The organism is Aquimarina sp. MAR_2010_214 (assembly GCF_002846555.1).
GTDB lineage: Bacteria > Bacteroidota > Bacteroidia > Flavobacteriales > Flavobacteriaceae > Aquimarina.
Map to the genome: position 1 here is coordinate 4179798 of NZ_PJMS01000001.1, position 20082 is coordinate 4199879.

A 20082-nucleotide genomic window follows, 5' to 3' on the forward strand; every position below is an offset into this window, starting at 1 on the left:
CCCCTATGTTATTCTACAAAACCTTCAACTTTGCAAAGCGAAGTAGCAGTTTCTTAATCCCTCCTTTTTCAAAATGAATCTCTGCTTTCTTATCCTGTCCTACTCCTTCAATTTTAATAATTTTCCCTCTACCAAATCGCATATGCTCAACTGCTGTTCCGGGAATGAGTTCTTCATCAAAAAGATTTGTATTAGATGAAATATCAGACGTATCATTAGATGTAGGTCTAAGTTTTCTTAGTTTACGTAACTGTTCTTCGGTAGGCTTATGCGCCAGTGGTGGTGCTCCAGAAACTGGTTTTTTAAGTCGTAACTTACTTTTATCAACTTCTCCAAAAATATCAGAATCAATTAATGGCTTATATCGATAACTCTCTATCGGTGTAATATATTCTAAAAATTGCTCATCTATTTCTTCTATAAATCGGCTAGGTTCGGCATCTACCAGTTTTCCCCATCGATAACGAGATTGTGTATAAGTAAGGTAGGCTTGTTTTTCTGCACGTGTCAATGCCACATAAAACAGTCGTCGTTCTTCCTCAAGTTCACTTCGAGTATTCATACTCATACCAGACGGAAAAAGATCTTCTTCCATTCCTACGATATATACATATGGAAATTCTAGTCCTTTAGCCAAATGAATAGTCATCAACGCTACTCTATCATCATCTCCTGTATCCTGATCCAGGTCGGTAGCCAAAGCTACATCTTCTAAAAATTCGGCCAATGATCCTCTTACATCTGCTACTTCTTTTTGCCCTTCTACAAAGTCACGTATTCCATTAAGTAATTCTTCGATATTTTCGATCCTGGCAATACCTTCTGGAGTACCATCTTTTTTAAGTTCTTGTAGTAATCCTGTTTTTTTAGCAACCATTTCGGCCAGCACGAATGCATCAGAAGTCTCATTAGTGATTTGAAAACTTTTGATCATGGTTATAAAGTTTTCTAATCGAGTTTTAGTACCACTATTAATCTTTAAATTAATACGATCCAGATTTTCTATCACTTCAAAAATAGAGCGATCATAATGATTTGCTGCAACTATCAGTTTATCCACAGTTGTTGCTCCAATCCCTCTGGCTGGATAATTGATTACTCGCTTTAAAGCCTCCTCATCTTTAGGGTTAATCACTAACCGTAAATATGCTAATACATCTTTAATTTCCTTTCTTTGATAAAAGGAAAGTCCACCATAAATCCTATATTTTATGTCTCGTTTGCGCAATGCATCTTCTATAGCTCTGGATTGTGCATTAGTTCTATACAATACTGCAAAATTTCCATTACTCAATTGATGTTGCATCTGATTTTCAAAAATAGAACTCGCCACATACCTCCCTTCATCTCCATCAGTCAATAATCGATTTACAATTATCTTTGGTCCATCATCATTTGCTGTCCAAACTACTTTATCAAGTTTGGTTTTATTTTTATCTATAATAGAGTTTGCAGCTTCTACAATATTTTTAGTAGATCTATAATTTTGCTCTAATCGATATTGTTGTACATTATCATAATCTCTTTGGAAATTAAGAATATTATTAATGTTCGCTCCACGGAAAGCATAAATACTCTGTGCATCATCTCCTACCACGCAAATATTCTGAAATTTATCTGATAATGCTCGTACAATAAGATATTGACTATGATTCGTATCCTGGTACTCATCTACCAGGATATATCTAAATCGGTTTTGATATTTAGCAAGCACTTCAGGGAAACGATTCAGTAACTCATTAGTTTTTAATAGAAGGTCATCAAAATCCATTGCTCCAGCCTTAAAACAACGATCAACATAATGTTGATAAATCTCTCCCATTCTAGGGCGCTTTGCCATGGCATCTGCTTCTACTAGTTCTGCATTCTGAAAATATGCTTTTACGGTGATCAGACTGTTTTTATAAGAGGAAATACGAGAATATACCTGTTTATATTTATAAATATCTTTATCGAGTCCCAGTTCTTTGATTATAGAAGCTATTAATCGTTGGGAATCCTGAGTATCATAAATTGTGAAATTAGACGGGTAACCTAATTTATCTGCTTCAAACCTTAATATTTTGGCAAATATTGAGTGAAACGTACCCATCCATAGATTTTTAGCCTCACTTGGACCAACAATACTCGCGATACGTTTTTTCATTTCGCGAGCCGCTTTATTGGTAAATGTTAAGGATAGTATATTAAATGAATCTACACCCTTATGCATCAAATAAGCAATACGATATGTAAGTACTCTTGTTTTACCCGAGCCAGCACCCGCAATAACAATCATGGGCCCATCTATTTGAAGTACAGGCGCTCGTTGTGCATCATTTAATTCTGCTAAATATTCTTCCAAAGTAACATTATATTTAAAGGCGAAATTTAAGGAAAGAACTACGGTTATGGAAACGTACTTTATGTTTTTTGTAAACAAATCATAGTCAATAACTTTTATCAAGCATCGATATCTTTTCAACATGGATCAATTATCTTATAAAAAGCTAATAATCAAACTTTAAACACAAAGGTAAAATGCGCCAAACAGCTAATGATCAACAGTGATATATAATGTAACAATAGTAATCTGTTATTATTAAGATGTGAATTAAATTTTTACTTTTTAAATGTGAATTATCAACAATGTAAATTCTTACAAGTTGATATCTTTTTGATAATTAACATAGATAAAATGCAATTTTTTAAGATAAAATGTACTATATTTAACAAAAACAAGAACTAAACACTAGTTTTTATCAAATTAAAAATCAACCAAACTCAGTACTTATGGCCCCAAACATGAATGTACAAATGGTACAAAAAGAACAGATTAAATTTTTAAAATTTCCCAAAGAAGATGTATTAAATAAAAGAAAAGATCAAATTGATCGATTTTTAGAATTACAGAGAGCACTCTCTTTAGGAAATCTAGAACATCATAAAGTAAGAATCGTTTTTGTAGACGATAAAGGTTTGAAAAGAGTGGAAACTACCATATGGGGGATAACCGACAAAGAGGTTATCTTAAAACAATCTACAATTATTCCACTAGAAAGAATCATAAGCATTTCATAATTATGTATTATATATAAACACTAATTTTTCTAAATCTAGATATCTTTTTTATATTCTAAATTTAGATTCTAAGAATGGTATATATGTGTTTTTTGAATATAGAAATACATATATATTATTTTTATTTTTTTAATATATATAGCAAAGAAGAAAATATAGCCCACAATATTAATATTTTAATATATATTAGATTTTTTTATACTAAAACTAAGAATATTTAGTTGTGGTAAAAATTACAGTCGAAATAATTACTAAATAACAAAACTCAACATGAACAGAAAACTGGTACAGTGTTTTCTTCTTATTATCATAATGATAGGAAGTCACAGCACTTACGGTCAATCTGATGATTCCTATCTTTTATCAGATAATCAACAAGATTTTATAAATAATTTAATTAAACCAAAGAAAAACAAGCCTTCTGCAATAAAAATTGCAAACAATCAGTCTTTCTCTTTTAAACTTAATGTACAAAATCAAACCGATCAGGATCTTACCTTAATAGGATCTGTTAATGATCACCAATTATCGTCATTCTCTTTTGTTAAGACAGATAATTTATTACAAGGAAATATTATACTTCATGATATAAAAAAGGCATATACTTTATATTCTAAATCCAATGGTCAGGTATTTGTTAAAGAAACAGATATTAATACAATTCTTTGTGTAGATTTTGAAAAAGCAAATACAGAAGACGTAGATACAAAAACTACAATTTCAAAAGCAGCTCCTCAATTAGAAAGTCTTCCGGGAGCTCCCGGTATTATTTATCTTGATTTTGATGGAGAAGTAGTTTCAGGTACAAGTTGGCTCAGTGGTGCTACAATTAATGCACAGTCTCCAAATTTTTCTAATGAGAAAATAATCAAAGTATGGAAAATTATGGCCGAAGATTTTCGTCCGTTTAATTTAAATGTGACAACCAGAAGAGATCTTTTTGACGCAGCTCCTAAAAACCGTAGAATGATGTGTATTTTTACAACTACAAAAGATGCTGCACCAGATTCGGGAGGAGTTGCTTATCTATATTCATTTTCGCGGAATAGCGATAATCCTTGTTGGGTATATAATTTGGGAACCAGATCCGCTGGTGAAACAGGGTCTCATGAAGTCGGTCATACTTTAGGATTATCACATGATGGAAAACCTGGTACAACATATTATTCGGGACACGGAGAATGGAGTCCAATTATGGGATGGAGCGCCAACAAACCTTTAGGACATTGGAGTAGCGGAGAATACCCTGATGCTACAAATACGCAAGACGATATCGCAATTATTTCTGGTGACATAAATGGTGTTGGCTTTCAAAATGATGATCATGGCAATACAATTAATGATGCCACTTCTATAAAAGTATCTCCTGCCGGAGTAGTAGATGCAAATCAAAATTTTGGATTAATCAGTACTAGAAATGATAAGGATATTTTCACTTTTGCAGTAGAAACAGGAAATGTAACTTTTAATTTTAATCCAGATCCTGATTATCCAAATCTAAATATTCAAGCTAGAATTTTAAACGAATTAGGGCAACAAGTTGCTATTTCGGACCCTGTTGGTCTTTCTGCTTCAATTTCAGAAAATCTTAGTGAAGGAATTTATTTCATTGAAATTGATGGCGTGGGTGAAGGAACATTAACCAATGGATATTCTGACTACTCTTCCCTTGGTAATTACTCTATTTCAGGAAATTATACTCCTGGAGACGATAAAAACCCACCTTTATCAGACTTTGAAGCAACAAAAAACTGTTTTGTAATTGATTTTAGAAGCACTTCTACCAATAGGATCAATTCGTATCTTTGGGATTTTGGTGATGGGAATACATCAACCAATGAAAACCCTACGCATACATATGCCACAAACGGTAATTATACTGTATCACTTACAACCACTAATGATTCGGGTAATAATAAAAAAGAAAAAGCAAACTTTATTGTTATCGCGTCTCCCAATCAACCAATTATTACTGATCAAAACATCTGTAGTGGAGAATCTGCAACTTTAACCGCAACTGGAAATAGTGATTACAAATGGTACAACACACCAACTGGCGGTACAAGCATTGCATCAGGATCGACATATCAAACTCAAGCGCTTACAACCAACAAAAGTTATTATATAGAAGGAGTAATTGGTGGTTGTATTACTAGCACAAGGACTGAAGTAAAAATAGCCGTATCGGAAAGTCCTAATCAACCGGTTTCTTCAAATCAAACTATATGTAGTGGAGAATCTACAACTTTAACTGTAACCGGAAATAGTGAGTACAAATGGTACGACACTCCAACTGGAGGTACAAGCATTGCATCAGGCACAACATATCAAACACCTGTACTTGATGATACTCAAATTTACTATATAGAAGGAGTAATCGGAAATTGTACTACAAGTACAAGAACTGAAGTAAAAGCAATTGTATCACCAAGTCCAGAACAACTGGTAGTTACTAATCAAAATATCTGTAGTGGAGAATCTGCAACTATTGTTATATCTGGAAACAGTGAATACAAATGGTATACTGTATCGACAGGAGGTAATAGTATTGCTTCAGGCTTAACTTATGAAACCCCAGTTCTCGATACTAACCAAACCTATTATATAGAAGGTACTATAGGAAATTGTATCGCAAAAACAAGAGCTGAAGTAAAAATTATTGTCTCAGAAAACCCAGAACAACCTTCAATAAAATTGAATCAAAGCCACAAACTATTTGTCTCTTCTGAGTTTTCTTCTTTCCAATGGTACTATAAGGGCGAGCCGATAGACGATACCAATCAGGCGGAGTATTTACCAACCAAAGTAGGAGAATATAGTGTAGAAGTATTTAATGAGGCAGGTTGTAGTGTAACTTCTAAAATATTTGATGTTGACCAATCGCTTCTTAATTTGGGGCAGGATAACAAAACATTTATCTACTACCCTAACCCCGTTAATGATGATGAAGTATTACATATAGATGGTATAACTGCGAATGATTATTCTATAAGAATTGTAAGTATACAAGGGCAGGTACTCATTGATTCAACTCCTACTGCTCAAATGAATTTATCCGAACTTGCAGATGGACTTTATATTATCTTAATTAACAACAAACCTGTTGGTAAATTTGTAAGAGAATAAAAAATAACATTTGACAAAATCAAAGCATATCTCTAAAGTTTAGAGATATGCTTTTGTCGTTTATACCTTTTTTTCATTTTGAATTTTCTAATTCTTGAAACTATGAATGCTAAACAGTTAAATACATTCCAAGCATTGGTCATTTCAATGACATACTAGCTTTCGATAGTTCTATCTAACTTATTTATTGATCTAAAGCTATCCTTTTTTTGAACGTAGTGTTCTTCACCTATCACCCAGTAGCGTATCCTATAGGCTTGTAATAGCTAATAATATGGAGCATCAGCAAAAATTGATGTTAAGAAATAAAAAATAGGGTATGCTCAAATTAAACTGTTGTTATTATAAAAACATCAATACATTATAAATAATAAGGGCAAAAATGAATAGAAAATTAACACAATTTTTTTTTATTATATCCATTATAACAGGGAGTTACAACGTTTACAGTCAATCTAACAAATCTTATCTTATATCAGATAATCAACAAGATTTTATAAATGATCTGATTCAACCAAAGAAAAGAAAGTATTCTGCAAAAAAAATTGCAAACGATCAGTCCTTTTCTTTTAAGCTTAATGTACAGAATCAAAATGAAAAGAATCTCACTTTAATAGGAACTGTTAATGGTCATCAATTATCTTCATTCTCTTTTGTTAAAACAAATAATTCACTAAAAGGAAATATTATATTACACGATATAAAAAAAGCATATACTTTATATTCTGAATCCAATGGCCAGGTATTTGTCCAAGAAACGGATATCAATAAAATTCTCTGTGTAGATTTTAAAAAAGCAAACATAAAAGATGCAGCAGATACAGGGATTACATTTTCAAAAGCAGCTCCCCAATTAGAAAGTCTTCCGGGAGCTCCTGGAATTATTTATCTTGATTTTGATGGAGAATTAGTTTCAGGTACAAATTGGCTTGGTGGTGCTACAATTAATGCACAATCTCCTAATTTTTCTAATGAGAAAATAATCAAAGTATGGAAAATTATGGCTGAAGATTTTCGTCCGTTTAATCTTAACGTAACGACCAAAAGAGATATTTTTGACGCAACCCCGAAACACCGTAGAATGATGTGTATTTTTACAACAACAAGAGATGCTGAACCAGATTCTGGAGGTGTTGCTTTTTTAAATTCGTTTGCATCTATTGATAGTGATGATCCATGTTGGGTATATAATGTAGAAGATACCAGAGCGGCTGGCGAAACAGGATCTCATGAAGTGGGCCATACTTTAGGATTATCACATGATGGAAGACCTGGCGAAGAATATTATTCAGGCCACAGAGAATGGAGTTCAATTATGGGGTGGAGCGCCAACAATCCTATAGGACATTGGAGTAGTGGTGAATATCCAAATGCAACAAATACAGAAGACGATATCGCAATTATTTCTGATAACATAAATGGTTTTGGTTTTCGAAAAGATGACCATGGTAATACTTTTGATAAGGCAACTGCCATTAAAGTAACTGTCTCGGGGGAAGTAAATGCTAATGAAAATTTTGGATTAATTAGTACCAGAAATGATAAGGATGTTTTCTCCTTTGTTGTAGAAACAGGAAATGTATCTTTATCTTTTAACCCAGATCCAGACTACCCCAATCTAAACATCCAAGCTAGAATTTTGAATAAATCAGGTGAAGAAATAACACTTTCAAATCCAAATGGACTTAGCGCATCAATCAACCAAAATCTTACTGAAGGAATTTATTATATTGAGATTGATGGTGTAGGTGAAGGAACATTAACCACTGGGTATTCTGATTACTCTTCGTTAGGTAATTACTCAATATCTGGAAACTATATCCCTCGACTTGATAACAAACAACATCTTATTACCTACTACCCTAACCCTGCAACTGCTACTGACAAAATATTACATATTGATGGTATAACCACAAATGATTACTCTGTAAAAATTGTTAATCTACAGGGACAAGTACTAATTGATGCTATACCTACTCCCGAAATGGATGTATCTAAACTTTCACAAGGACTATATATTATTTTAATAAATAACAAACCTCTTGGAAAGCTTGTAAAAGGGTAAAAAAATCGTTTTAATAAAATCAAAGCATATCTTCTAAGGTTTGGAGATATGCTTTTTTTGTATAAAAAAAAGCAAAACATTATTTTAACTTTCCATTAATAGATTTTTGAATATCTTTAGAAACAAAATTTTAAAACTTGAAAAACAGAATAGCATCGTATATTTTTATTTTACTTCCATTTTTTATTTTTTCTCAACAAAAATCTAAAGAAGGTAAAATAATAACTGAATATGGTAAAACCTATACAGTTAGCAATCCAGATTTTAAGACTAAAGTGCAGCATGATTTAAAAGCTGTATTTGATGTTGGAAGAACATTTAAAGATAGCTCAAAAGTAAATCCTCTTTTTAATACTGCTGCAAGGTATCTTAATATGCATGCTGATGCAGGAGTATCATTTGAAAAATTAAAAGTAGCTCTCGTGATCCACGGTTCAGCCGCAAATGATATTTTGAACAATACAAATTATAAAGCCAAATACAATATTGCAAACCCTAATGCACCACTACTTTCTGCATTAGCAAAAAAAGGAGTGAAATTTATTTTGTGTGGTCAGACTGCCGCACATCGAGATATTTCTAAAGAGGATACGCTTCCTGAAATACAGATCGCATTATCTGCAATGACCGCATTGGTACAATTACAAAATGAAAACTACAGACTTATTAATTTTTAAATTTAATGAAACTAGTATGATTATATTCCTCTCTTTATGCATGATACGACATGATGAATTTTAATCACCTTGAAGTATCTGTGCCCCTCTTTAAACACTAAAACTAGCACATGAAAACACAACCATCATCTCTTCTATTTATTTTTTTAATGACCTTTTGTTCGATACAGGCGCAACAAATTGACTCCGATATTAATGCATCGGCAGAAAAAATAGAATCTAAAGTAATTGAGTGGAGACGAGATTTCCATCAAAACCCTGAACTTTCTAATCAAGAATTTGAAACTGCAAAAAAGATAGCAAAACATCTTAAAAACCTTGGACTGGAAGTAACCGAGAATGTTGCTAAAACTGGCGTAGTGGCTATCCTTAAAGGTAAAAAAGAAGGTAAAACTGTAGCACTTAGAGCAGATATTGACGCATTACCAGTAACCGAACGAGTAGATGTTCCTTTTAAATCAGTAGTCAAAACTACTTTTTTAGGAACTGAAGTTGGAGTTAGTCATGCTTGTGGTCATGATACGCATACTTCTATATTAATGGGAGTAGCAGAAATTCTAACAAAACATAAAGATAAAATAAATGGTACGGTTAAATTTATATTTCAACCGGCAGAAGAAGGACCACCACCAGGAGAAGAAGGTGGAGCTAAATTAATGATAAAAGAAGGTGTTTTAAAAAACCCAGATGTAGACGCTATATTTGGCTTACATATCAATTCTGGTACCGATGTTGGAAAAATTCGTTACAAGCCAGGAGGAACAATGGCAGCAGTTGAACGATTTGTTATTACTGTAAAAGGAAAACAAACACATGGTTCTGCCCCTTGGACGGGAATAGATCCTATTCTGATTTCGGCCAAGATTATTGATGGATTACAAACGATCATAAGTAGAGAATCTCCTCTCGTAAATGAAGCTGCAGTAATCACAGTAGGTAAAATCACTAGTGGTGTACGATTTAATATCATTCCTGAAAGCGCTGAAATGATTGGTACAGTACGAACTTTAGATCCAAAAATGAGAACTCATATTATTCGTCGTATGAATGAAATGGTACCTGCTATTGCTAAAGCATATGGTGGTGAAGCTATTATTAGATTTCAAAATAATACTTCTATAACTTATAATGACCCGGATCTGGTAAAAAAGATGTTGCCCACAATTGAAGGCATTGCTGGTAAAGAAAATGTTATCTTATCAAAAGCTACTACTGGAGGTGAAGATTTTTCATATTTTCAAGAAGTGGTTCCTGGATTTTATTTCTTTCTAGGTGGTAAAACACCAGGATCAAGTCAAGCAGCTTCTCATCATACACCAGATTTCTTCATAGATGAAAGTGGATTAGTATTAGGAGTTAAAGTAATGTCTCAGTTAACTATTGATTACCTTAATGCCCAATAGATAAAATAGAAATGGAAAATGCGCTTAGTTTTTTAGGTTCGATATCCTGGTGGATGTGGATCATTATTGTCCTTGTATTAGTTGCGATTCGTGATATCTTTTTTAATAAAAGGCATACTGTTAGTCATAATTTCCCGATTATAGGTCATCTAAGGTATTTGTTAGAGAGTATTGGCCCAGAAATACGACAGTATTTTGTAGCTAATAATCGAGAAGAACTTCCTTTTAACAGAATTGAAAGAGGTTGGGTATATGCTTCTTCCAAAAATGAGAATAATTATGAAGGGTTTGGTACAGATAGAGATATCTATTTACACCAGCATATTTTTGTAAAAAATTGCATGATTCCCTATAAAATGGATAAGAATCACCCTAATAAGAAGGATAAATCCTTCCTTCCTTGTGCAAAAGTAATGGGGTTATATAACCAGAGAGAGAAACCTTTTAGACCAGGATCGGTTATTAATGTTTCTGCAATGAGTTTTGGATCTCTTTCTGCGCGAGCAATAGAATCTTTAAATATCGGTGTACAAAAAGGAAATGCCTATCATAATACTGGAGAAGGTGGACTTTCTCCTTATCACAGTAATGGAGGTGATGTCATTTTTCATTTTGGAACAGGATATTTTGGAGTACGCGATGAGAATGGTAATTTTTCAATGAAAAAAATTAAGGATCTTGTTGCCAATAACCCTTTTATCAGAGCTATTGAAATTAAGCTATCTCAAGGAGCAAAGCCTGGTAAAGGTGGAGTCTTGCCTGGTGCAAAAATCACTCCAGAAATAGCAAAAATACGAGGTGTTGAAATTGGTGAGGATGTACTATCGCCTTCTGCACATAAAGCATTCTCTGATGTTCCTGAACTATTACAATTTATAGAGGATATCGCCAAAGAGACAGGGCTTCCTGTAGGAATCAAGGCTGCAATTGGTAAAACAGAGCAATGGGAACTCCTTGCAGAGCTAATGGTAAAGACCAACAGAGGACCGGATTTTATCACCATTGATGGTGGTGAAGGCGGTACCGGAGCTGCACCACCGAGTTTTGCTGATCATGTATCTCTTCCTTGGGTATATGGTTTTGCAGCTATTTACAAGATTTTCCAAAAACATAACCTTACAGATCGAGTGGTTTTTATAGGTAGCGGAAAACTAGGTTTTCCTGCAAAAGCAGCAATGGCATTTGCCATGGGAGTCGACTGCATAAATGTCGCCCGTGAAGCTATGATGAGTATTGGTTGTATCCAGGCACAAGTATGTCATACTAATCGATGTCCTAGTGGTGTGGCCACCCAGAGCAAATGGTTACAAAAAGGAATTAATATCCCATTAAAATCTGATCGTTTGGCGCAGTATTTCAAAACATTTAGAAAAGAATTTACAGAAATCACCCATGCAGCAGGATATGAGCATCCTTGTCAGTTTACAATGCAGGATATAGATCTTAATGTAGATGATGGAGAACTTACCAAGACATTAAAAGATTCGTTTAAATATACTAAGACTCCTGTTGAATATACCTGTGCGCAAGATTTAAAAAAGTGCACATATCTTGGAGGATATTACCAAAAAGAAATTTTAGAATAATACACATAAAAACAATTATATACTTTAGAATGAAAATCGAAATTATACCATTGATCATCTCCCTAGTACCTGCAATATTAATAACATTACTTGCTGTTTATTTTTTTAAATTACATACAACAAATGAAGAAAAACGTCGTAGGTTTCTTTTACATAGAGAAAATCAAAAGCAATCTTTACCACTTAGACTTCAGGCATACGAACGCATGATATTATTTTTAGAAAGAATCTCGCCTGGTAATCTATTAACAAGAATTGCTCCTATTTCAGAAAATAAAAAAGATTATGAATCTTTATTAACTCATACAATTGATCAGGAATTTGAGCATAATCTCACCCAACAGATCTATGTTTCTGATGAATGTTGGAACACGCTTAAGGCTTCTAAAAATGCAACTATTGCATTAATTCGAAAAACTGCATTAAAAGAAGATGTAGATTCGGCCGATAAAATGAGGGAAGTAATTCTTACAGAACTTATCGAAAAGGGAGCTCCTAGTGATACTGCAATTGCAATTATCAAAGAAGAAATTGGTGATTTGTTATAGAGGCTTGTCGTATTTAAGAATCTATCACCTTTAAAGGATTATCCTGCAAGATCAATATTCTTAAGCTTATTTTCTTCGGAAGATTTTGCTTTTTGGGCTGCATATTCAAAGCCCTGTCGCCACCAGCTACTCATCAATTTTTTATCAAAAACCAAAGAGTTTTCTGTTAGTTTAGACGGGGTATAATATAGATTTAGGGGGACTTCTTTATTAATTGCTGCTAATTTCCCTAATACAGTGTCATGCCCTTCAACCTGATCCAGCATATAACTAAACAGGTTTACCATAAGTGAAAATGGATTTTTACCCAATACTTTATTATGCTCCATGTTTTCTGACTCCAAAATAATGGCGTCAACCTCTGTAGCTCCTCTTCGTATTGCTTCTCGAATAGGCACCATACATCCAAAACCTCCATCTGCATATTCGCACCCCTCTTTGGTAACTAGACTCATAAAAGGAATATAGTTACAGGATATCCAGATCCAGTCACAAAAATCCTCATAAGAAAAATCATTAATAGATTTGTATTCTGTGCAATTTTTGGTGAGATTAGAAACGGTAACTACAATATCATCAACTGTTGTACGTGCAAGCATAAACTCTTCTTCAGAAAAATTTCTGCGTATAGCGCGTCGTAAGTTTTTACTTTCTCCAAATGTTCGCTTTCTCTTAATAAATTGCCATAGGGAGGAAAAAAAATTAATCGATACGTATTCTCTATTCCCTTTTTTTCTAACGACAAAAGGATTTACATTAAAGATTGTATGTTGATTAACATTAGTATAAATGTCATACATTTTGTCAATATTACCCAAAGCCAATTGTGAAATTAAAAGGCTTCCTGTAGAAGTGCCTAGAAACAGGTCATATTCCTTACCTTGTTCCTGAATTAAGTATTGCGCTACACCACCAGCATAAGCTCCTTTACTACCTCCACCAGAAATTACTAATGCACGCATATTTTATGTTATGGGGTTATTTTTTCCTTCAAAAAATCATATTGATTCTTCGGTAAACTATTCAATAAAACTACGTATTTCTTTTTATATTTTTCGTCCTTAAGTATTTTATCGAGAATTTTTCTGCAAGAATTCCTGAAACGCCAATTATGATGCGTTGCCCCACCAACAAGGTCTATTAATGATTGATCAGAAAAAGCTTGTAAACTTTCTAAATAAGTAAAGGCATTCTCTCGAGTGCTAAATCCAAATTTTGATGATGTATACCCTGATAGTTCCAGGTAAAATTTTTGATGTTCGCTAGTATGGTAATCCTTTGTGTTTAATGCAAGAACTAACCATAACATTCTAATATTTTTAGTATTAAAGCCTACAATTTCTTTGGTAAGATCCAGATATTCTTTTCGTTTTTCAGGAAAACTGGTCCATAAATGATAAAGCGCCGGCTCTATAGTAGCATATGAGGCATCGTTTAGTAAAGATTCATATTGTTCTTGTAATCCCTTAGGAACTGCACTCAATGTATTGGCAATAGCCTGACGTACAAAAATATTATTTGTCTCAAAAGCTTTATCATATAAAGCAATAACCTCTGGAGAGCTTTTCCCTTCCAATTGATAAACCGCTTCCTGGCCAATGTAATCATTTGCAGGAAAATCCAATGCCTTAGCCAAAGTACCCCATTTTCCTGCCATAGGCTGAGTACGCTCTTGTGCCAAGCCTAGGTAATTCTTAATGAAATCTGATTTTGCAAGTATATCTAATGCTCCTTGTGAAGGAAATTTTACATTCTCTAACCATAATTGTCTAAATGCTTTCAAATCGGTACCACTCACCTCCCCCGCTATTGCAAAAAAATCATCGGTTGTAACATTTTGAAACTTATGTTTTTCGAGATAATTATAGATTGTAATTTTAAAACTAGTATCGCCAATCAAATTCCTTAATGCATGAATAGTCCAGGCTCCTCTCTGATAAAATGTTAGAGAACTTGCTTTGGGATTCAATAATGATGTTGCATTCTTTGTTTTAGACAACTCAGTAAGTTGTTCTGCACTTTCGTACAATTTGTATTGAAAATAATCATCTCCAAAAATTTCTTTTTCTGCTAATAGCGCATAATATGTTGCAAATCCTTCTTGAAGCCAATGATGTGTTCCTTCTGTTTCGGTTATCAAATCTCCAAACCACTGATGTGCCAACTCATGTGCATTGACATTAATATAGTTTTGATCTATAAATGCTGTTTCATCAACCATAAAGGCATCAGAAAAAATGGTTGTTCCAGTATTTTCCATACCTGCATATAAAAAATCTTTAACAGGAATTTGCTTATAATTTTGCCAGGGAAACGAAAATCCAATCTCTTTTTCTAAAAAATCAAAAATCTTCTTACTGTGTTTATAGGTCGATTCAAATTTGTTTTTATCTGCGGGATAGTAATACATTTCTAAGGGAATTCCACTTGTAGATGTTTCTACTACTTTATCATATTTACCAATCGCAAAAGCAACCAAATAGCTACTCATTGGATGTTGCATATCATACTGCCAACTTTGGATAGAATCATTGACGGATTCTGTTTTAATTAGCTTTCCGTTAGCAATAACTTCGTAACCTTTATGAAAATCGATCGTAAGGTCATACTCAACCTTCTCATTCATATCATCAAAACTGGGTAACCAATTAGAAGTATATTTTCCTTGCCCTTGAGTCCAAATCTGATCATTCCCTTCATAATCTTTAACAAAATAAAGTGCTTTTTTAGGTTTAGCTTCATAATGAATCACTATTCGATGTTGGCTTTCATTTTTAAAGTTTGAATTAATACTAATCTTCTTATCATCATATTTAAAATCTACATTTTTATCATCTAAAGACACTTTGTTGATTGTCATATGTTGAGCATCAACAAAAATAGATTTCACAGACTTTGTTATTTTAAAAGTGTATGTTACTTTTCCTATTACTTTTTTAGATTTTGGGTTCACTGTTACATCGACTTTACCCTTTAGGAAATCAACATCAGTTTGTTCCTTTTTAGAATCATGAAGTTGCACAGAAGCTACTTCCTGAGCATTGCCGATGAAAGAAAAAACAAGTATTAAAAAGCTTAAAATAAATTTCATACTATACATAAATCAAATGTTCTGCCAAAATAACGAAATTAGTCGGTTCATGTTACAAATTTTTTGATTGACAATATTTCTATAATATAGTATATTCGCTATAATGAATCCTAATATTTTACAAACTCCTATTGATTATCTAAAAGGTGTTGGCCCATCACGTGCTACATTGCTTAGATCTGAGCTGGGGATTAATACCTATCAGGATTTGATTAATCTTTTTCCGAATCGATATCTTGATAAAACACAATACTATAAAATCAACCAATTGCAGCGTAATTCAGCAGAGGTACAAATTATAGGTAAGATCGTTAACATTAAAACTGTAGAACAAAAAAGAGGAAAGCGATTAGTTGCTAAATTTATTGATGAAACGGGTAGTATAGAATTAGTTTGGTTTAGAGGACATAAATGGATTCGTGAAAATCTAAAAATCAATACTCCCTATGTCATTTTTGGAAAAACCAAATACTATAATGGTTTTAGTATGCCACATCCCGATATGGAGTTATTGACAGAGCATCAGCAAAACTTAAGAACGGTAATGCAACCCATATACCCTTCTACCGAAAAACTCTCTAATAAGGGTATCACCAACCGGGTAATGAGTAAAATGATGCAACAATTGTTTGTAGAAACCAAAATACGTTTCTATGATACACTGTCTCAAGAAATTCTTGACGAACTTAAACTTATATCAAAAAGTGAAGCTGTTTTTAATATTCATTTTCCTAAAAGCCAGGAATTATTATCCAAAGCACAGTATCGATTAAAGTTTGAAGAGTTATTCTATATTCAGCTACAGCTTATTACCAAAAAGTTAATTCGAAAACAAAAGATAAAAGGGTTTCCTTTCACAGAAGTTGGAGAACATTTTAATGATTTCTACAAAGACCACCTTCCTTTTGATCTTACCAATGCACAAAAACGAGTGATCAAAGAAATTCGAAATGATATTGGTAGCAGTGCTCAAATGAATCGTCTTTTGCAGGGAGATGTGGGATCGGGTAAAACCATAGTGGGATTAATGACGATGTTGTTAGCTATTGACAATGGGTTTCAAGCTTGTTTAATGGCTCCAACCGCAATTCTGGCAAACCAACATTATCAGGGAATTACTGCACTTACCAAAGAGTTGGATGTTAATGTAAAGTTATTAATGGGCAGTTCTAAGGCAAAAGAACGACGAGAAATACATCAGGAGTTAGAAGAAGGAACACTACACATCTTAATTGGTACTCATGCTATATTAGAAGATAAAGTACAGTTTAAAAATCTGGGATTAGCAATTATTGATGAGCAACATCGATTTGGAGTAGCACAACGAGCCAAATTATGGCATAAAAACACTTATCCACCTCATATTTTGGTAATGACAGCAACTCCAATACCCAGAACATTAGCCATGAGTTTATATGGTGATCTGGATATTTCGGTAATTGATGAACTTCCACCAGGTCGAAAAGCTATTAAAACGGTACATCGATACGATAGTAATCGGTTAAAAGTATTTAAATTCATATCAGAAGAAATACAGAAGGGAAGACAAATTTATATTGTCTATCCATTGATACAGGAATCAGAAGCGATGGATTATAAAGATCTTATGGACGGATATGAAAGTATTGCTCGCTCCTTCCCTGCTCCAGAGTATCAAATTTCTATTGTTCATGGTAAAATGAAACCTGCCGACAAAGATTATGAGATGGAACGCTTTGTAAAAGGTGAAACCCAAATTATGGTAGCCACTACAGTTATTGAGGTTGGAGTTAATGTCCCAAATGCTAGTGTAATGATTATAGAAAGTGCAGAACGTTTCGGGTTGTCACAATTACATCAGTTACGAGGACGTGTTGGTCGAGGTGCAGAACAAAGCTTTTGTATTCTCATGACTAGCTTTAAGTTATCTGCAGATAGTAAAACTCGATTAGAGACTATGGTACGTACTAACGATGGTTTTGATATTGCCGAAGTAGACTTAAAACTACGAGGCCCCGGAGATATTATGGGTACCCAGCAAAGTGGTGTACTTAATCTTAAAATAGCAGATATTGTAAGAGATAATGATATTCTGAAAACCGCAAGGCACTATGCTATGAAAATACTAAATGAAGATCCTTCACTATCCTTAGAGAAAAATAAAGTATTGCTATACACGTATCAACAACTCGCCAAACATAAGAATATATGGAATTACATTTCTTAGTATATACATTGAAAATTAAATTCAATAAATAGATTAAGCAGAATTATAAGAATGAATTTAAAAATGGAAGTATCTATAAGACATGCAAGAATCGAAGATGCCGAACCTATATCTCTACTTTCTGATCAGCTGGGATACAAATCTAATAACAACAGGACGCTAAATCGTTTGGTTGAAATTTTAAAAAATAAAGATAATTGTGTTTTTGTAGCTGTTGATAATGATAAAATAATTGGTTGGATACATGGGTTTTACACTTTAAGAGTAGAGTCTGATCCTTTTGTTGAAATTGGCGGCCTTGTTGTAGATAAAAATTATAGAAAAAACGGGATTGGAAAATTGTTAGTAGAATACATTATTAACTGGTGTACATCAAAAAAGTATAGATTAATTAGAGTGAGATGTAATACCATAAGAATAGAAAGTCATAAATTTTATAAGAACATAGGATTCATAGAAAAGAAACAACAAAAAATATTTGATAAACAATTAGAGTGAAAAATTATACCTAAACAACTAATTTCCGTCTTAAAATGCCATATCAACAGATACCAGAATACCCCGAAAACTATTCTCCAGGCAACATTATTTCGAGACTTATCGATGGTCTTGGATATCGCTATTATTGGGCTACAGATAGTCTTACTAAGACTGATCTAGAATACAAGCCATCTACAGAAGGATTTAGTGCCTATGAAACAATTGAGCATATCTATTGGCTTTCAATAATGATTACAAATACTGCACAAAATTTACCTTGTGTTAGACTTACTCCCACCGATCTATCGATAATGACTTTTGATTCTCTTAGAGAGAAAACGTTATCTAATCTTAAAAAAGCAAGTGAATTATATACTGGAAAAACAAAAGATGATATAGATAACTACATAATTATTATACAAAGAGAAGAGCATAAAGGAGAATTCCCTTTCTGGCATATGATCAATGGCCCAATATCTGATGCAATCTACCATACAGGGCAAATTGTATCTTTTAGAAGAACAACAGGCAATCCAATAGATTCAAAAGTTAATGTATTTACAGGGAAAGCAAGGAGTTAAATTTTGGTTAAGAAGAGAATTAAAATTTTTTTTTACTTTCATAATCATATTTTTATCTTTTGTAATGGCAAATTTTCAGATTTTTAAAAACTCTGAGGAGAAAAAGTTATTTTAGTATTCTTACACAAATTTTTTACATTAATTATGGATCATCAGGAATATATCATAAAGGAAGCCACTCCAAAAGAGTTTGCAAAAATTGGAGAATTAATGGTTACTGTATATTCACAACTAGAAGGATTCCCTTCTAAACAAGAACAACCTGATTATTACAAAATGCTGGCCAATATCGGAGGTTTAACAGAAAACCCTAAAACGAAGTTGTTGGTTGCTGTTTCATCAAATGGAAAAATAGGTGGTGCAGTTGTTTATTTTGGTGACATGAAATATTATGGTTCTGGCGGTACTGCCACAAAGGAAAAACATGCTTCAGGATTTAGATTATTGGCAGTCGATCCAACTACCAGAGGTAAAGGTCTAGGCAAACGTTTAACAAACACTTGCATACAGGTTGCAAAAGATGAAAAACAAAGTCAAATGATAATTCACTCCACAAAAGCTATGCAAATAGCATGGAAAATGTATGAGAATATGGGTTTTAAAAGATCCGAAGATTTGGATTTTATACAAGGAGAACTTCCTGTTTTTGGCTTTAGATTAGTACTTCATAAATAATAGTAAAAAATGAAACCAAAACTAATCATCTTGTCTGACCTATGGGGAAAGAAAAAATCAGATTGGATTGATTATTATATCAAAGAGCTTCAAGATCATTTTGTTTTACAATATTATGACTGTTGTGAATTAGGAGCGATAGAAACATCTACATACACAGAAGAACATCTTCATAAACAATTTATTAATGGAGGAATAGATCGAGCGGTACAAAACTTACTTACACTTGAGAAAGGAAAAATACATATAATCGCTTTTAGTATTGGTGGGGTCATTGGTTGGAAATCTGCTATAAAAAATCTGAATGTATTATCATTATATGCCGTTTCATCAACCAGATTACGATATGAGATCAATAAGCCCAAAGCGAAAATGAAGCTCTATTTTGGAGAAGATGATCCTTATATCCCTAAAAGGGAATGGTATGATATGATGAATCTTGATGTTATTATAGAAAAAAAGAAAGAGCATCAACTATATATCGAACCAGAATTTGCTATACAATTAAGCAATAGAATTATAACTAGTATACATTATTAAAAAATAAAAAAAGCCTCACAATACAATATTGTAAGGCTTCGGTA

Annotated in this window: 15 protein-coding genes; 12 read left to right on the top strand and 3 right to left on the bottom strand. The window is 33.1% G+C overall.

All coding sequences use genetic code 11. From position 1 onward, the window contains the following. Positions 1-13 precede the first annotated feature (13 nt). Positions 14-2344 (bottom strand): ATP-dependent helicase, encoded by a 2331-nt coding sequence (locus ATE84_RS18040; RefSeq protein WP_101451087.1) that lies wholly within the window; start codon positions 2342-2344, stop codon positions 14-16. Positions 2345-2772: 428 nt separating this feature from the next. Here ATE84_RS18040 and ATE84_RS18045 point away from each other — a divergent pair, with 428 nt between their 5' ends. From ATE84_RS18045 to ATE84_RS18075, 7 genes are all read left to right on the top strand, one after another. Further along, on the top strand, positions 2773-3060 hold the full coding sequence (locus ATE84_RS18045) for a hypothetical protein (RefSeq protein ID WP_051473707.1): 288 nt from the start codon (positions 2773-2775) through the stop codon (positions 3058-3060). Between the two features lie 270 nt (positions 3061-3330). Continuing rightward, positions 3331-6186: a PKD domain-containing protein gene (locus tag ATE84_RS26745; RefSeq protein WP_101449291.1), complete on the top strand. Its 2856-nt coding sequence runs from the start codon at positions 3331-3333 to the stop codon at positions 6184-6186. Between the two features lie 382 nt (positions 6187-6568). Then, positions 6569-8251, top strand: coding sequence for a zinc-dependent metalloprotease (locus ATE84_RS18055; RefSeq protein ID WP_101449292.1), 1683 nt, complete (start codon positions 6569-6571; stop codon positions 8249-8251). Between the two features lie 137 nt (positions 8252-8388). Then, positions 8389-8928, top strand: a complete 540-nt coding sequence (locus ATE84_RS18060) for a DsrE family protein (protein ID WP_101449293.1) — start codon at positions 8389-8391, stop codon at positions 8926-8928. A 149-nt stretch (positions 8929-9077) separates the two neighbouring features. Then, positions 9078-10331, top strand: coding sequence for an amidohydrolase (locus tag ATE84_RS18065; RefSeq protein ID WP_101449294.1), 1254 nt, complete (start codon positions 9078-9080; stop codon positions 10329-10331). A gap of 11 nt (positions 10332-10342) precedes the next feature. Further along, entirely contained in the window at positions 10343-11917 is a 1575-nt protein-coding gene (locus ATE84_RS18070; RefSeq protein WP_101449295.1) for an FMN-binding glutamate synthase family protein, read from the top strand. 29 nt (positions 11918-11946) lie between these two features. Next, positions 11947-12465: a hypothetical protein gene (locus ATE84_RS18075; protein ID WP_101449296.1), complete on the top strand. Its 519-nt coding sequence runs from the start codon at positions 11947-11949 to the stop codon at positions 12463-12465. Positions 12466-12503: 38 nt separating this feature from the next. Here ATE84_RS18075 and ATE84_RS18080 read toward each other — a convergent pair whose 3' ends face one another. Then, positions 12504-13427 (bottom strand): patatin family protein, encoded by a 924-nt coding sequence (locus tag ATE84_RS18080; RefSeq protein ID WP_101449297.1) that lies wholly within the window; start codon positions 13425-13427, stop codon positions 12504-12506. Positions 13428-13435: 8 nt separating this feature from the next. Next, positions 13436-15556: a M1 family metallopeptidase gene (locus tag ATE84_RS18085; protein ID WP_101451089.1), complete on the bottom strand. Its 2121-nt coding sequence runs from the start codon at positions 15554-15556 to the stop codon at positions 13436-13438. A 103-nt stretch (positions 15557-15659) separates the two neighbouring features. Here ATE84_RS18085 and recG point away from each other — a divergent pair, with 103 nt between their 5' ends. The 5 genes from recG (at position 15660) to ATE84_RS18110 (ending at position 20038) form a co-directional block, all read left to right on the top strand. After that, on the top strand, positions 15660-17762 hold the full coding sequence (gene recG / locus ATE84_RS18090) for an ATP-dependent DNA helicase RecG (RefSeq protein WP_101449298.1): 2103 nt from the start codon (positions 15660-15662) through the stop codon (positions 17760-17762). Between the two features lie 51 nt (positions 17763-17813). Next, positions 17814-18260: a GNAT family N-acetyltransferase gene (locus ATE84_RS18095; RefSeq protein ID WP_199176893.1), complete on the top strand. Its 447-nt coding sequence runs from the start codon at positions 17814-17816 to the stop codon at positions 18258-18260. A 35-nt stretch (positions 18261-18295) separates the two neighbouring features. Then, on the top strand, positions 18296-18823 hold the full coding sequence (locus ATE84_RS18100; protein WP_101449299.1) for a hypothetical protein: 528 nt from the start codon (positions 18296-18298) through the stop codon (positions 18821-18823). Between the two features lie 144 nt (positions 18824-18967). Further along, entirely contained in the window at positions 18968-19498 is a 531-nt protein-coding gene (locus tag ATE84_RS18105; RefSeq protein WP_101449300.1) for a GNAT family N-acetyltransferase, read from the top strand. A 9-nt stretch (positions 19499-19507) separates the two neighbouring features. Beyond that, positions 19508-20038 (top strand): alpha/beta hydrolase, encoded by a 531-nt coding sequence (locus tag ATE84_RS18110; RefSeq protein ID WP_101449301.1) that lies wholly within the window; start codon positions 19508-19510, stop codon positions 20036-20038. The last annotated feature ends 44 nt before the right edge of the window (positions 20039-20082 follow it).

Bases quoted from the DNA above. Each gene is read 5' to 3' on its own strand.
- ATE84_RS18045 (WP_051473707.1), top strand. From the start codon at position 2,773: ATGGCCCCAAACATGAATGTACAAATGGTACAAAAAGAACAGATTAAA.
- ATE84_RS26745 (WP_101449291.1), top strand. From the start codon at position 3,331: ATGAACAGAAAACTGGTACAGTGTTTTCTTCTTATTATCATAATGATA.
- ATE84_RS18055 (WP_101449292.1), top strand. From the start codon at position 6,569: ATGAATAGAAAATTAACACAATTTTTTTTTATTATATCCATTATAACA.
- ATE84_RS18065 (WP_101449294.1), top strand. From the start codon at position 9,078: ATGACCTTTTGTTCGATACAGGCGCAACAAATTGACTCCGATATTAAT.
- ATE84_RS18070 (WP_101449295.1), top strand. From the start codon at position 10,343: ATGGAAAATGCGCTTAGTTTTTTAGGTTCGATATCCTGGTGGATGTGG.
- ATE84_RS18075 (WP_101449296.1), top strand. From the start codon at position 11,947: ATGAAAATCGAAATTATACCATTGATCATCTCCCTAGTACCTGCAATA.
- ATE84_RS18080 (WP_101449297.1), bottom strand. From the start codon at position 13,427: ATGCGTGCATTAGTAATTTCTGGTGGAGGTAGTAAAGGAGCTTATGCT.
- ATE84_RS18085 (WP_101451089.1), bottom strand. From the start codon at position 15,556: ATGAAATTTATTTTAAGCTTTTTAATACTTGTTTTTTCTTTCATCGGC.
- recG (WP_101449298.1), top strand. From the start codon at position 15,660: ATGAATCCTAATATTTTACAAACTCCTATTGATTATCTAAAAGGTGTT.
- ATE84_RS18095 (WP_199176893.1), top strand. From the start codon at position 17,814: ATGAATTTAAAAATGGAAGTATCTATAAGACATGCAAGAATCGAAGAT.
- ATE84_RS18100 (WP_101449299.1), top strand. From the start codon at position 18,296: ATGCCATATCAACAGATACCAGAATACCCCGAAAACTATTCTCCAGGC.
- ATE84_RS18105 (WP_101449300.1), top strand. From the start codon at position 18,968: ATGGATCATCAGGAATATATCATAAAGGAAGCCACTCCAAAAGAGTTT.
- ATE84_RS18110 (WP_101449301.1), top strand. From the start codon at position 19,508: ATGAAACCAAAACTAATCATCTTGTCTGACCTATGGGGAAAGAAAAAA.